Source organism: Microbulbifer sp. SH-1 (assembly GCF_011326135.1).
GTDB lineage: Bacteria > Pseudomonadota > Gammaproteobacteria > Pseudomonadales > Cellvibrionaceae > Microbulbifer > Microbulbifer harenosus.
In genome coordinates, this window is the sequence record NZ_CP046948.1 from 3,175,449 (window position 1) to 3,190,208 (window position 14,760).

Here is a 14,760-nt window from a genome sequence, read left to right on the forward strand (position 1 = left end):
ACCCAGCGCACGCGCTCGAATCAACAGGGCCGAATCATGGATTCGACCCCGGCTGTGTTTACTCTGGATTGGAGATCTGACTCAGTTCGGTATTCCCGCCTCCGCCAGCATATCAATCCCCCCAATCTCCGCCGCGGCCACCAGGCCGTGCATATAGGCATCCAGCGCCGCGCGGCGACGGCGTTCGGCCAGATACTCGCGGATTTTTTCTTCCACATAGTCGAATTCCAGCTGACGGCCGAGCTGGACCTGCTCCACGTAAATCAGGTGCCAACCGTATTCGGTGCGCACCGGATGGGGGACCAGGCCGGTATTGCCGGTGAAGACGGCCTGGTCGAAGGCACGCACCATTTGGCCGCCGCTGACCTGCCCGAGGCTGCCGCCGGTTTTGGCGGACTCGCAGGCGGAATCCGCGCGCGCGCGATTGCAGAAGGTCACCAGCGGATCGTCGGCGAGGGTGATTTCCTGCAACAGCTTTTGCGCCAGCGTCTCTTGTGCATCGACCGCCGCATCGTCACCGGGGGTGACCGGGAGCAGGATATGCCGGACTTCCGCCAGTGGGGACGACAGGAAGTGGTGGCGGTTGTTGGTGTAGAAATCTTCGCGCTCGGCGCGGCTGCTTTCCGCGATATCCAGTGACTGTGCCAGCAGTTGCTCCACGACGGACTCGAAAGCTTCGCCGTTGATGTCTTCGTTTTCGGCACACAATCCCTGTGCGGCGGCCTCGGCGCGCAGCAGGTGGCCGAGTACCAGCGCGCGGGCGGCGCGGTACGCTGCCTCCTGCAGGGTGGGTGCGGGGTAGTACTGCATTTCCGCATAAATGTGCGCGTGTGGAATCTCGATTCCATTGACGGTGACCGGGGCGAAGAACAGTTGCTGCTCCGCGGTTTTGTCGCTTGCCAATAGTGGGCTCATAAGAATCTCCAGTAGTGTGTCCGGAAACGGAGAGCGAACGCTCAGCCCGATGCAATCAGGTCAAAGCCGCACTGGCCGCGCCAGTAACCATCGACGCCGAGGAGTAACAATGTCAGATCGGTGTCGCCATTTCGGGCGCGGTCGAAGGCATCGATCACCGCCCGCATGTCGTGTACCTGCGGCGACAGGCGCAGCAGGTCGACGCCAGTGGTGCGCAGGCTGTCCATCTGTCTCAGCAGGTTTACGGGTTCGCCAGACAGGGTCTGGATGCCGTTCATTACAAACAGCGATTGATCCTCCTGCGAGGTGAGCGGGATACCACTGGCGAATTCGATGCAGCGGCGGCCGCAGTTGTCTTTGCTGAGCCCGAGATGGCGGGCGGTAAAGCAGCGCGCAGAATAGGCCAGGGGCAGCAGGCCGTGGGCGAGCACTTCGACCTCGGGTTTGTGCGTGAGCCGGGTCAATACTTCACCCAGTTGGTGACCGCTCATTTCCACCGGCGCGGTCCAGCGCTGCATGCCCATAGTCATCAGTTGCGCCACCGCACGGTGGTTGTACAGATTGATCGCCGGGCCACAGGTAAATGGCAGGCCGGCCTCCGCCAGCAGTTCCACCGCGGCCATATCGTTGGCCTCCACCAGCAGGCGACCGTTGTCGCAGACCTTGCGCACCCAGCTGAAGTCCGCACCGGATTCCAGCAGCGCGAGGGTGGACAGCACCACCTGTTTGTCCGAGTTGTCGGCGAGTGCACAGGCCAATTCGATCCAGTCGGCCGCGCGCAGTTCATCGCGCTTGCCGCACACCACTTCGCCGAGATAGATCACATCCAGCGGAGTTTCGAGCATCTGTTCATAGAACAGGTTGATATCGGTACGACGCCAGTAAAATTGGTTGGGTCCCAGGGACAGGCGCATAAAAAACTTCTCCGCAATCCGGTTACCGCCAGGGGCGTTCGATTATTGCCAGGGGCGCTCATAGGCCCCGAGGGTGGTCTGCTTGCCTTCCGAGTTCCGACTGAGGGTATCCGCCCAACGCGGATCGATGTGGAATTCGCCCCCGCGGGCCAGCCGGTCGATGGCCTCGCGCCAGGTGCGCACCACCTGCGCCACATAGGAAGGGCTGCGCTGGCGGCCCTCGATTTTGATTGCCTTTATGCCGGCGGCACACAACGCTGGCAGCAGCGCCATGCTGTTGAGGCTGACCGGCTCCTCCAGCGCGTGGCCGGTGCGGTCGTCGGCCACAAAGCGGCCCTTGCACAGGGTGGGGTAGCCGGCGTTTTCACCGGCGCCGAAGCGGTCGATCAGCACACCATTAAGACGTGCATCCAGCCCGGCCGGCGTCGGTTGCCACTCCACCGCTTTTGCCGGCGAGCACACACCGTTCATATTCGGCGATTCACCGGTGACGTAGGAGCTGAGATGGCAGCGGCCCTCGGCCATGATGCACAGGCTGCCGAAGCCGAACACCTCCAGCTCCACCGGACTTGTCCGAGCCAGCTGCTGCACCTGTTTCAGTGACAGCACCCGTGGCAGCACCGCGCGGCGGATGCCGAAATTGCGCCGGTAAAACGACAGCGCTGCGGCGCTGGTGGCCGAGGCCTGCACCGACAGGTGCAGGGCGAGATCCGGGTAGCGTTCGGCGGCGTAATCCATCAGGCCGATATCCGCGAGGATCACCGCATCCGCGCCGAGATCCACGGCGCGGTCCACAGCACTCTGCCAGCGGCTGAACCTGTCCGGGCGCGCATAGGTATTGATGGCGACGAACAGGCGGCGGCCGCGCGCGCGGATTTTGGCAAGCGCCTGTTGCGCGCGGCGCTCATCAAAATTGAGACCGCCGAAGTGCCGTGCGTTGGTCTCGTCGCGAAAGCCGATGTAGACCGCATCGGCACCGTTGTCGATGGCGGCTTCCAGGGCCGGCAGACTGCCGGCGGGACACACCAGTTCCATATTTTTCTCCGACGTTTTATGCAACCCGGTTGCTATGCCACACGGGGCGCAAGGGATTCCGCCATTGCACGGATGGCGCGCTGCAGCGCCGGCGGTATGCGACCGCGGTCGATGGCGTCGAGGCGGTTCTTGGCGGTGAGCCCGAGCTCGGTGTCACCGCTGATGGTCAGGCGGCGCTGGAAAAAGAGGGTATCCGGGTCCTCACGGCCGCTGACGATCGCGAGAAAGTCCGCCGCGCAGGCGGCAATGGTGGCGTCGGCGCGACACTCGGGTTTCGCGCGGGGTAACGCCACCAGGGACGCCGCGCGCTTGCCAATGCGCAGTTGCAGGCCGAGATCGGTGACGGCGATATCAAGCTGGCGCCCGTCGAGAAAATCGAACTCCCCGGCAATAAGCTCCTCTGCCAGCTGGCGGTTCAGCATGGTCACCGCCGCCAGCTCCAGCGGCCGCGATGGCAGCCGCTTCGCCACGGTTACGCCGAGCCTGAAGCCTGTTCTGAGAACATTGCTGTGCATACGCATCGCCGGTTACAGCTCGCTCACACGGCGCGCGCGCACCACCTGGTAATTGCGACGGAAGTACTGCACCGGCACGCTCCACACATGCACCAGGCGGCTGAACGGGAACAGCAGGAAAAGGGTCATACCGAGGAACACGTGCACCTTGTAAATCCAGTGCACACCGCTGATGGAGGCCGCCGCGGCGCCGCCGTTCAGGGTGACGATGGACTGGGCCCAGCTCATCAGGTGCAACATTTCCTCGCCGTCGAGATGTCCGGCGGAGACGAAAATACTGAGCAGGCCGAGAATCAGCTGCACATACAGCAACAGCAGAATGGCGATATCCATGCGCGAGGAAGTGGCGCGCACCCGCGGGTTGGTGAGGCGGCGATGGATCAGGATGGTCATGCCGATAAAGCAGATGGTACCGAACAGGCCGCCGGCGCCCATCGCCAGCATCTGCTTGGCAGAGGCGGAGACGCCGAGTAAATGCCACACCGCTTTCGGCGTGAGCAGGCCGACAAAGTGTCCGGCAAGCACCGCCAGCACCCCGACGTGGAACAGGATGCTGCCGATGCGCAACTGGCGCGCTTCCAGCAGCTGGCTGGAGCCGGTACGCCAGGTGTACTGGTCGCGGTCGTAGCGCACCAGGCTGCCGAGCAGGAAGACGGTGAGGGCGATATACGGGTAAATGCTGAACAGAAGTGTATTGAGATAATTCATGCTGAACTCCTATTGACCGCCGGTAACGTTGGCGGCCGGGCTGGTGCTGGCAGCGTCCGCCTCCACCCAGTTGAGTGCGCTGTCGTCGCGGTATTGCCGGGCATCGGGGCGGCTGAGAGCCTGGTCGCAGGTGCTCGCCTGGTTCGCGCTGAAGGTGACCATCTCCTCCTCCCACACCTTGTCGATAGCTTCCGGGGTGTCGTCAGGCTCTTCACCGCGCACTTTTTGTGTGAGCGCCTCCATGTCCACCGATACTTCAGCCAGCGACATCAGCACCGCGTAAAGCTCGGCGTAGGGAGAATTTTTTTCCTGCAGGCGCGCGGCCACCAGTGCCAGCACGTGGCCCACATCGGCGAGCCAGCCCAGGGCCTGTTCACCCTGGGTGGCACAGAATTCGAGGTAGGTGGGCAGGAAGTCCGGCAGCTCGCGCTCCGCCAGATCCAGCCCCGCCGCGCGGTACTCCGCCATCAAGTCCACCATCGCCTGGCCGCGGTCGCGGGACTCGCCGTGAATATGCTCGAACAGGTGCAGCGAGACGGCGCGGCCGCGCTCGAACAGGCCGTCGTACTCGCTCTGCCAGTCGAGCAGGTCGTACTGTTTGAAATGGTCGACAAAGCGCAGGAGCGGCTCCCGCACCCTGTCGACAAGCTCCTGTGAGTGCAGGAATGCAGTGACCTCGGGGAGCCCCCGATACAGGGCCTCGTCCGGGTAATCCAGCAGCCGCGATACCAGCCGCAAAATTCTCATGGTGTTTTCCACAGTCATCTCCTCAGTCGACCATTTTCGCGGGAATCACCTGGCGCACGGTCTGGGACTTGCCACCGAAAATGTTCACGCTGTCGTTGCCGGTGCCGCAGCCGTTGCCGAAGCTGAAACCGCAGGAGGACTTGATGTCGTAGGCATTTTCCGCGTAAGCCTTGTGGCTGGAAGGCACCACGAAGCGGTCCTCGTAGTTGGCCAGCGCCATATAGCGGTACATTTCCTCCACCTGCTGTACGCTCATACCGGCTTCCTCCAGTAGTTCACGATCCTGCACCCCGTCCACGTGGATGCCGCGCATATAGGCGCGCATCACAATCATGCGCTCGAGTGCGCGCGCCACCGGTTGCTCATCGCCGGCGGTGAGCAGATTGGCGAGATACTTGAGTGGAATGCGCAGGTTGGAAAGATCCGGAATCTCCGCGTTGCGACCCACGGTGATGGTCTCGACGTGCCCAGCCTGCACCGCATTCTGGATCGGTGACAGCGGCGGCACGTACCACACCATCGGCAGGGTGCGGTATTCCGGGTGCAGCGGCAGTGCGATCTGCCAGTCGATGGCCATCTTGTACACCGGTGAATTCTGCGCGGCCTCAAGCCATGCCTCGGGAATACCCTCGGCGCGCGCGGCTTCCTGCACATTCGGATCGAACGGGTCGAGGAAAATATCGCACTGGGCCTTGTACAGGTCTTTGTCATTTTCCACTGCGGCGGCTTCCTCGATGCGGTCGGCGTCGTACAGCAACACACCGAGGTAACGGATACGGCCGACACAGGTTTCCGAGCACACGGTGGGCTGGCCGGACTCGATGCGCGGGTAGCAGAAAATACACTTCTCGGATTTGCCGGTTTTCCAGTTGTAGTAAATCTTCTTGTAAGGGCAGCCGGACACGCACATGCGCCAGCCGCGGCACTTGTCCTGATCGATCAGCACGATGCCGTCTTCTTCGCGTTTGTAGATGGCGCCACTCGGGCAGCTCGCCACGCACGCCGGGTTCAGGCAGTGCTCGCACAGCCGCGGCAGGTACATCATGAAGGTGTTTTCAAATTCACCGTAAATATCTGCCTGCACCTGCTCGAAGTTTTTGTCCTTTTTGCGCTTTTCAAATTCGGTGCCGAGGATTTCTTCCCAGTTGGGACCCCAGTCGATTTTTTCCATGCGCTGGCCACTGATCAGCGAGCGCGGACGGGCCACCGGCTGGTGCTTCTGCTCCGGCGCCTTGTGCAGTGTCTGGTAATCGAAATCGAACGGCTCGTAGTAGTCGTCAATCTCCGGCATGTTGGGGTTGCCGAAAATATTTGCCAGCACACGGCGCTTGCCGCCCTGGCGGGGTTCCAGCTTGCCATTCTTTTTGCGCACCCAACCACCCTGGTATTTGTCCTGGTTTTCCCAGTCTTTGGGGTAGCCGATGCCGGGTTTGGTTTCGACATTATTGAACCAGGCGTACTCGACTCCCTCGCGGGAGGTCCACACGTTTTTACAGGTGACGGAACAGGTGTGACAGCCGATGCACTTGTCGAGGTTCAGCACCATGCCGATCTGGGCTCTTACTTTCATTGTGTTACCTCCGCAGTGTCCGGGGCCTCTTTCACGGCTTCACCGTCGTGCCATTCGATCTTGTTCATTTTCCTGACGATCACGAATTCATCCCGGTTACAGCCCACGGTGCCGTAGTAGTTGAAACCGTAGGACTGCTGCGCGTATCCGCCAATCATATGCGTGGGTTTCATCACCGCGCGGGTTACTGAATTGTGGATACCGCCGCGGGTGCCGGTGGTTTCCGCCCCCGGGGTGTTCACAATCCGCTCCTGGGCGTGGTACATCATCGCCATGCCGTCCGGCACCCGTTGCGACACCACCGCGCGCGCGGCGATGGCCCCGTTGACGTTGAAGATTTCGATCCAGTCGTTGTCCTCGATACCGGCGAGTTTTGCGTCGGTTTCGCTCATCCATACGATGGGACCACCGCGGGACAGCGTCAGCATCAGCAGATTGTCGGAATAGGTGCTGTGGATACCCCACTTCTGGTGCGGGGTGATCCAGTTCAACAGGATTTCCTTGTTGCCGTTGGACTTTTTGTTCAACACCGGTGCCACTGTTTTGAGGTTGATCGGCGGTTTGTACACACACAGGTTCTCGCCGAAATCGCGCATCCATTCGTGGTCCTGGTAGAACTGCTGGCGGCCGGTAATGGTGCGCCATGGAATATGTTCGTGCACGTTGGTGTAGCCGGCGTTGTAACTCACATGTTCGTCTTCGAGCCCGGACCAGGTGGGCGAGGAAATGATTTTGCGCGGCTGCGCCACAATATCGCGGAAGCGGATTTTTTCCTCTTCCTTGGGCCTGGCCAGATGAGTGTGGTCGCGGCCGGTAAATTCTCCCAGCGCTTTCCACGCCTTCACCGCCACCTGGCCGTTGGTTTCCGGCGCCAGTGACAGGATCATCTCCGCGGCGTCGATGGCGCTGTCGATGCGCGCGCGGCCGTCGCGGTCAGAATCTTCGCTGTAAGTGCGGTTCAGTTTTTTCAGGAAATCCACTTCCGCATCGGTATTCCAGCTGATGCCCTTGCCGCCGTTGCCGAGTTTTTCCAGCAGCGGGCCGATGGAAGTGAATCGGTTGTAGGTGTTGGGGAAATCCCGCTCCACCACAACCAGGCTCGGCGCGGTAACGCCAGGCACCAGATCGCACTCGCCCTTCCACCAGGCGTTTACGCCGAACGGCTGCGCGATTTCTGCGGGTGTGTCGTGGTGGATCGGCAGGGTCACCAGATCTTTCTCGACACCCAGATGACCAGGGCAAAGTTCGGAGAATTTCTTTGCCACGCCCTTGAAGATTTCCCAGTCGCTGCGCGCCTCCCACGCCGGGTCCACCGCTTTGCTGAGCGGGTGGATGAACGGGTGCATATCGGAGGTGTTCATGTCGTCCTTTTCGTACCAGGTGGCGGTGGGCAGGACGATGTCGGAATAGAGGCAGGTGGTGGACATGCGAAAATCCAGGGTTACCAGCAGATCCACCTTGCCCTCGGCGGCCTGGTCGCGCCAGCTGACGTCTTCCGGTTTCTTGCCACCGGACTCGCCGAGATCCTTGCCCATCAACCCGTGGCGAGTGCCCAGCAGGTGCCGCAGCATGTACTCGTGGCCTTTGCCGGAGGAGCCCAACAGATTGGAGCGCCAGATAAACAGGTTGCGCGGAAAGTTCTGCGGGTTGTCCGGGTCTTCACAGGCAAATTTCAGTGCGCCACTTTTCAGTTGCTGCACCGTGTAGTCCTGCGCGCTCATGCCGGCGGCCTCGGCGTCGCGCACCAGTTGCAGCGGGTTCACACCCAGCTGCGGCGCAGACGGCAGCCAGCCCATACGCTCAGCACGGCTGTTGAAGTCGATGATGGAGCCACTCCACTTGGACCGGTCGGCGAGCGGTGAAATCACCTCCTCCATGTCCAGTTTTTCGTAGCGCCACTGGCTGGCGTGATTGTAGAAAAACGAGGTGCCGTTCATGTGCCGCGGCGGACGCTGCCAGTCGAGAGCGAAGGCGAGCGGGGTCCAGCCGGTCTGCGGGCGCAGTTTCTCCTGCCCGACATAATGCGCCCAGCCGCCGCCGCTCTGGCCGATACAACCGCACAGCATCAGCATGTTGATGAGGCCGCGGTAGTTCATGTCCATGTGGTACCAGTGGTTCAGCGCCGCACCGACGATCACCATGGAACGGCCGCGGGTCTTGTCTGCGGTGCTGGCGAACTCGCGAGCCACGCGGATCACGTCACTGCGGTTGACGCCGGTGACGCGCTCCTGCCAGGCCGGGGTGTAGGGTTTGTCGTCGTCGTAACTGGATGCACAGTTGGGATCGCCGAGGCCGTGTTCCACGCCATAGTTGGCCAGCGTCAGGTCAAACACGCTGGCCACCAGAATGTCGCGGCCATCGGCACCGGCGATTTTTTTCACCGGTACCCGGTGCTGGATCACGTCACTGTGATCGGTGTGCTGGAAATAGTCGTACTCGTGGGTCTGGCCACCAAAATAGGGGAAGGCCACATCGCGCGCGTCATCGGCGCAGTCTTTCAGACTGAGCTTCAGTTGCAGCTCAGAACCGTCGGCGCCGTCGCGCTGTTCGATATTCCACTTCCCTTTTTCACCCCAGCGATAACCCACGGAACCCTGCGGGGAAACCAGGCGGCCGTCGTCGTTGATGGCGATGGTTTTCCACTCGGGGTTGTTGGCCTGGCCCAGGTTGTCCACCAGGTCGGAGGCGCGCAGAAAGCGATCCTGTACCAGTTGGCCATCGCGCTCTACCAGCGTCACCAGCATCGGCATATCGGTGGTGGTGCGCACGTATTCGGTAAAGTAGGCGCTCGGCTTGTCTACGTGGAATTCCTTCAGGATGACGTGGCCGAAGGCCATGGCCAGGGCGGCGTCGGTGCCCTGGCGCGGCGCCAGCCAGGTGTCGCCGAATTTCGAGCACTCGGAGTAGTCGGAGGTGATGACGCAGGTCTTGGCTCCCTTGTAGCGCACTTCACTCAGGAAATGGGCGTCCGGGGTGCGGGTCTGGGGCACGTTGGAGCCCCACACGATCAGGTAGTTGGAGTTGTACCAGTCGGCGGACTCCGGCACGTCGGTCTGCTCGCCCCAGATCTGCGGCGAGGCCGGCGGCAGGTCGCAGTACCAGTCGTAGAAACTCAGGCAGTTGCCGCCGATCAGTGACAGGTAACGGGCGCCGGCGGCGTAGGACACCATGGACATGGCCGGAATCGGTGAGAAGCCGGATACCCGGTCGGGCCCGTAGACCTTGGCGGTGTAGACGTTGGACGCGGCGATGATCTCGTTCACTTCGTCCCAGCGCGCGCGCACGAAGCCGCCCATCCCGCGCCGCTCCTTGTAGGACTTCGCCTTGGCCGGGTTCTCGACGATGCTGGCCCAGGCGTTCACCGGGTCGCTGTGTTGTACCTTGGCCTCGCGCCACAGGCGCAGCAGGCGCTTGCGCACCTTGGGGTATTTGAGGCGATTGGCAGAGTACATGTACCAGGAGTAGCTGGCACCGCGCGGGCAGCCGCGGGGTTCGTGGTTCGGCAGGTCCGGGCGGGTGCGCGGATAGTCGGTCTGCTGGGTCTCCCACGTGACCAGGCCATCCTTCACATAGATTTTCCAGCTGCAGGAACCGGTACAGTTGACGCCGTGAGTGGAGCGCACGATCTTGTCGAACTGCCAGCGGCGGCGATAGCCATCTTCCCAGCTGCGGTCATCCTGGTTTTTTTCACCGTGACCATTGGCGAAGGGTTCAGTACGTTTTTTGAAATATTTGAGTCGATCCAGAAAGTGGCTCATGGGGCCTCCAAGACGAACAAACGGGCCAGAAATGGCGAGCTGGGGCCGACTATAAATTTCGTCTCGGGAAGAGGCACTGCACCAAAAGTGGTACAATTCCGCCGTATTACCGGCCCGCCCTACCCCTTTGTGGGTAGGGAAATATGAATGACCGGTGCTGGAAATCCAGTAAGCGCGCCGCCGGCCGCCCGCCTCCGTCGCGCCTGCCACTGAGCGGAAGATATATGGCTCATTAGAGGTACTCCCTCTAACCACAACCTTTGGCAGAATAGGCCAGTTGCCTTCGGAGGCCTGCCCATGCCCACTCGAGTTTTCAACCGCATCCGTCAATCCGTGGTGTTCCGCATCGGAGCGCTGATGCTCGCCACTGCATTGGTGGCGGTCAGCTCAATGGTGGCCTCCTACGTTATTTCCGATGCTGCCGAAAACGACGCCGCCGCGGTCAACCAGTCCGGTTCGGTGCGCATGCTCGCCTATAAACTCGCCGCCAGCGCCATCAACACCAATCCCGATACTGCGCGCCTGGCGGCCGATGAACTGACCAGCCGGCTCAATAAAATCGGTGGCATTTCTGATCTCAACGGCAACGACCGCCAGGCCGGGGCCGAACAATTCGCGCGCGTGCGCGCGCAGTGGGAAACACAGATCCGCCCCTACATGCTCGCGATTGCCAGCGGTGAACAGGTATCGGACCACGAAGCTGTCATCGCCGTAGCGGAACATTTTGTCGACGAGGTGGATGCGCTGGTGTTGGCTTTTCAGCACTCCGCCGAGGCCACCGTGGGACTGCTGCGACTGATGCAACTGGGTTCACTGTTCGCCACGGTTACCCTGGTGTACCTGTCCCTGTTCACCCTGTCGCGTTCAGTGGAGCAGCCGCTGAAACAGCTCACCGACTGCTGCGCCAACATCGCGCGCGGCAATTTCCAGTACAACCTGGAACTGAAAAGTGACGACGAGCTCGGCCTGCTCGCGGACACCATCAGCGGCATGAGCAAAGTGATCGAGGAAACCCATCGCGATCTCGCCAAACGCGTGAAAATCAAGACCACGGAGCTGCAGCACAGCCACCGCATTCTGAATTTCCAGTTCCGGCTCGCCAGTGCCATCAGCGAGGGCGAAATCAGTCATAGCGGCCTGCAGCAGTGGCTGGAGGAGTTCAGTGAAGTGACGGGCCTGGATAATCTCGACTTGTGCCTGATGACCCCGGAGGGCGACACGCCCTACAGCCACCTGACACACGGCGATGACAATGCCGCCTGTGGTACCGTCGACTGCCAGAGCTGCGCGCGCGGCTGTGATATCGAAATGCCGGACGAGGCCAACGTCTACCGCTTCCCACTGGAGAGTGGCGCGCGCAATTACGGGGTGCTGGTGTGCAGCCAGCCCCCGGGGCAGAAGCTGCCGTGGCAACAGGTACAGCACCTGAGTGCGTTTGCCAATGCGCTGACCACCGCCAGCACCTTGCGCGAGCGTGGCGAGCAGGAGCGGCGCGCGGCACTGTTGGATGAGCGCAGCATCATCGCGCGCGAATTGCACGACTCACTGGCGCAGTCGCTGTCGTACCTGAAAATCCAGGTGGCACGCCTCAACCGTTGCAACAAGTCCGAGGACACCAGCCGGGAGGACATCAGCGAAATCATCGAGGAACTAAAGCGCGGCTTGCAGAATTCCTACCGCCAGTTGCGCGAATTGCTCACCACCTTCCGCTTGCAGATTGCCGACGGCGGTCTGCGCGGCGCGCTGCTGAAAGCGATCGAGCACTACCGCGAGCAACACCCGGAAATCGGCATCGAACTGGAGTACAACCTGGCGGAAGTGCCGCTCACTCCGCAGGAGGAAATCCATCTTCTGCAGCTGGTGCGTGAAGCCTCACAGAACGCGGTGTACCACTCCCACGGCGATCACATCAAGATCCGCCTGAACATGGATTTTTACGGTGAGATCCACGTGCACGTGGAGGACAATGGTATCGGTATCGGCGAATCCCCGGAGAAGCGCGATCACTTCGGCATGTCGATCATGCGCGAGCGCGCCCACAGCCTGGCAGGCTCCATCGAAATCTGCCAACGCGCCGAAGGCGGCACCGCGGTGCAGTTTCACTTCACCCCGGACTATGCGCGCGAGCGCAAGCTGCACTGGCATGCCTGACACACCGCAACCCGATCGAGAAGTTCCGTGGATTACCCGACCCTGAAAACCCTGCACATCACTCTGGCGCTGCTCTCCGGCACTGGCCTCGCGCTGCGCATCGGCGCACACCCGGGGAATGCCAATTGGATCAAACATCGCGCCGCGCGCGCGCTGCCACACCTGCTCGATACCGCGCTGCTGGCAAGCGCCATCGGGTTGCTGTGGATGTGGCAGTGGATACCGCTTACCCAGCCCTGGCTGCAGGCGAAGCTGGTGGCGCTGGTGGGATATGTGATGTGCGGGGCTGCGGCGCTACGCAGCTCACCGCAACAGCTGTCACGCTGTCTCGCGTTCACCACCGCGGCGGCGGTGTGTTTCATGTTCATCATTTCCGCAGCCATCAGCAAACGCGTCCTGCCCATTGGCTGACTATTAACCGGCAATCAAATATTTCGTCGTGAACTATTTGATTGTCGCCCTTGAAATACCGGCAAAGATGCGTGGATTTTGTTGTATTTCAGGGCTCGCGTCAGACTGCGGCACATCCTTGTGCCGCAGAAATTACACAAATGGAGTCGCCGATGAACCCGGAGACCAGACCCTCGGCAAAACCGGATACCCGCACCGCAATCCGCCAGATCATCAAACAGGCGCGCGACACGCTGCCGTTCACCATGCCCGCCGCCGAACTCTGCGCCGGTCCCTGCAAGGGCTGTGCGAAAAAACTGCTGGAACTGCTGGATGGGGAAATCGTGGACTGGGAACAGAAACTGGACCGCGGTGAAATTCCCACCCTCGGCGACGTCAACAAATTCGGCCGCCTGTGCCAGAAAATCTATCGCGCCATTGCTGCCAACGGGCTGATCAAAACCGCCTGAATCCCTTATTCACGACGCGGCGTTGATAAAAAGCAGCTCCTGCACCGCCGCCTTGCGCTTCCCGCCCACCAGGTCCTGCAGGGTGTAGGCATCCAGGGTGCGAAAAAAATTTTCCATCGCCTCGGCAAACATGGCCTTCAACTGGCAGGCCGGGGTAATCGCGCACTGGTTGTCGCTGCCGAAGCATTCCACCAGTTTGCTGCCCTGCTCAAAGGTCCGTACCAACGACCCGATATTGATGGTGTCTGTATCCGCATTCAGGCGGAGCCCGCCGTTTTTTCCGCGAACCGCCAATAGATAGCCCCGGGCATTGAGGTCCTGGACGATCTTCATCAGGTGGTTTTTGGAAATGTCGTAACTCTTGGCTATTTCACCAATAGTGCAGAGTTTGCCGTCGTTGGCGGCCAGGTAGATCAGTACACGCAGTGAGTAATCGGTGTAACGGGTAATGTGCATAAGTGTCTCTGCCCGGAATTTTCTGATCCGGGTTATTTCCGTTCCTGAGGCGAAGTGCCCAATCCAGATTCAATGGTCGTGGGGAGGCGCCAGATAAAACCCAGCACCGCGCAAAACAGTAACGCCACCCCCAGCAAGAGCAGCGGACGGACTCCGAGCGCCAGACAACACCAGGCCAATATCACGTAAAGGTGCCGGTAGCGCGGGGTCGCCAGCGTCGATGCCCGGTGCCGATCTGGCGTGTCGCGCTTTCTGTTCATCGCATACCCACAAATAGCCGCCAACAAAACATGTATTTATTTTACATCTTTAAACCACAGGCGTACACTCGCACAAAAAGATGCAAATTAAATACATCTTTTTTGAGGACTGACGGCCATCTCCCGCAACCTTCCACCCACCGCGCCCCGCGGCGCACAAGGAGAAAGTATGGATCTACTGGATATCCCCATCGCCACACTCGCCCGGGAGCTGCCCGGCGCCACGGCGCTGTTCAATCGTCACAACCTTTCCTCCTGCTGCGGCGGGAACAAGACCCTGCGCGGGATATTTGCCGGTGATACCCCCCGTCTCGATCGGGACCAACTACTGGGCGAGCTGCATACCCTGATCGCCCAGCCGGTGGCCGAGCGCGACGAAAAAAACTGGCACGAGGCCGACGACCACGAGCTGATCGAACACCTGTTGCAGCGCTACCACGAAGTGCACCGCCGGCAACTGCGGGACCTGGTGCACCTCGCGCAAAAAGTGGAGCACACCCACTTCGAGCACCCCGCCTGCCCCATCGGCCTCGCCGATCACCTGCGCAACATGGCCGTGGAGCTAGAGCAGCACATGCAGAAAGAGGAGCTGATCCTGTTTCCGATGTTGAGTCGCGGCCAGGGTGCCATGGCCGGTGGGCCTATCCGGGTGATGCTGGGTGAACACGACGACCACACCGCGGCCATTGAGCGCATCGACGCACTCACCGACACCATCACTACACCGGACGGTGTCTGCAACAGCTGGCGCGGACTGTACACGGGGCTGCAGGCGTTCAAACGCGATCTGCAAAAACACATCCAACTGGAAAACGACATTCTGTTTGCACGCCACCTGGCGGCATAAGTTCAACCGAACACACAACATGGG

At 61.1% G+C, this 14,760-nt stretch carries 13 protein-coding genes; 4 read left to right on the forward strand and 9 right to left on the reverse strand.

Annotated features, from left to right (window positions below):
• Positions 1-81: 81 nt before the first annotated feature.
• The 8 genes from GNX18_RS13035 to GNX18_RS13070 are packed head-to-tail and all read right to left on the reverse strand — an operon-like array spanning position 82 to position 10,162.
• Entirely contained in the window at positions 82-915 is an 834-nt protein-coding gene (locus tag GNX18_RS13035; protein ID WP_138237137.1) for a peptidylprolyl isomerase, read from the reverse strand.
• Between the two features lie 41 nt (positions 916-956).
• Positions 957-1,829, reverse strand: a complete 873-nt coding sequence (locus tag GNX18_RS13040) for a U32 family peptidase (RefSeq protein ID WP_138237138.1) — start codon at positions 1,827-1,829, stop codon at positions 957-959.
• A 42-nt stretch (positions 1,830-1,871) separates the two neighbouring features.
• Positions 1,872-2,864: a peptidase U32 family protein gene (locus GNX18_RS13045; protein WP_138237139.1), complete on the reverse strand. Its 993-nt coding sequence runs from the start codon at positions 2,862-2,864 to the stop codon at positions 1,872-1,874.
• 32 nt (positions 2,865-2,896) lie between these two features.
• Entirely contained in the window at positions 2,897-3,379 is a 483-nt protein-coding gene (locus GNX18_RS13050; protein WP_166218638.1) for an SCP2 domain-containing protein, read from the reverse strand.
• Between the two features lie 12 nt (positions 3,380-3,391).
• On the reverse strand, positions 3,392-4,087 hold the full coding sequence (gene narI / locus GNX18_RS13055) for a respiratory nitrate reductase subunit gamma (protein WP_166218640.1): 696 nt from the start codon (positions 4,085-4,087) through the stop codon (positions 3,392-3,394).
• Positions 4,088-4,096: 9 nt separating this feature from the next.
• Positions 4,097-4,834, reverse strand: coding sequence for a nitrate reductase molybdenum cofactor assembly chaperone (gene narJ / locus GNX18_RS13060; RefSeq protein ID WP_166218642.1), 738 nt, complete (start codon positions 4,832-4,834; stop codon positions 4,097-4,099).
• 22 nt (positions 4,835-4,856) lie between these two features.
• Complete coding sequence (gene narH / locus GNX18_RS13065) at positions 4,857-6,404, reverse strand: nitrate reductase subunit beta (RefSeq protein ID WP_166218644.1); 1,548 nt, start codon at positions 6,402-6,404, stop codon at positions 4,857-4,859.
• On the reverse strand, positions 6,401-10,162 hold the full coding sequence (locus tag GNX18_RS13070; RefSeq protein WP_166218646.1) for a nitrate reductase subunit alpha: 3,762 nt from the start codon (positions 10,160-10,162) through the stop codon (positions 6,401-6,403). Before GNX18_RS13070 ends, narH begins: the two co-directional genes overlap by 4 nt.
• A 297-nt stretch (positions 10,163-10,459) precedes the next feature.
• Here GNX18_RS13070 and GNX18_RS13075 point away from each other — a divergent pair, with 297 nt between their 5' ends.
• The 3 genes from GNX18_RS13075 (at position 10,460) to GNX18_RS13085 (ending at position 13,173) form a co-directional block, all read left to right on the forward strand.
• Positions 10,460-12,313, forward strand: a complete 1,854-nt coding sequence (locus GNX18_RS13075; RefSeq protein WP_138237145.1) for an ATP-binding protein — start codon at positions 10,460-10,462, stop codon at positions 12,311-12,313.
• Between the two features lie 27 nt (positions 12,314-12,340).
• The gene (locus GNX18_RS13080; protein ID WP_166218648.1) at positions 12,341-12,724 is read left to right on the forward strand and encodes a SirB2 family protein; all 384 of its coding nucleotides are present in this window, start codon (positions 12,341-12,343) and stop codon (positions 12,722-12,724) included.
• Positions 12,725-12,876: 152 nt separating this feature from the next.
• Positions 12,877-13,173, forward strand: coding sequence for a hypothetical protein (locus tag GNX18_RS13085; protein ID WP_166218650.1), 297 nt, complete (start codon positions 12,877-12,879; stop codon positions 13,171-13,173).
• A 9-nt stretch (positions 13,174-13,182) separates the two neighbouring features.
• Here the strand turns inward: GNX18_RS13085 and GNX18_RS13090 are convergent, their stop codons facing one another.
• Positions 13,183-13,629 (reverse strand): Rrf2 family transcriptional regulator, encoded by a 447-nt coding sequence (locus tag GNX18_RS13090; protein ID WP_166218652.1) that lies wholly within the window; start codon positions 13,627-13,629, stop codon positions 13,183-13,185.
• A gap of 429 nt (positions 13,630-14,058) precedes the next feature.
• Between GNX18_RS13090 and GNX18_RS13095 the strand changes: the two genes are divergently transcribed.
• On the forward strand, positions 14,059-14,736 hold the full coding sequence (locus tag GNX18_RS13095; protein WP_166218654.1) for a DUF542 domain-containing protein: 678 nt from the start codon (positions 14,059-14,061) through the stop codon (positions 14,734-14,736).
• The last annotated feature ends 24 nt before the right edge of the window (positions 14,737-14,760 follow it).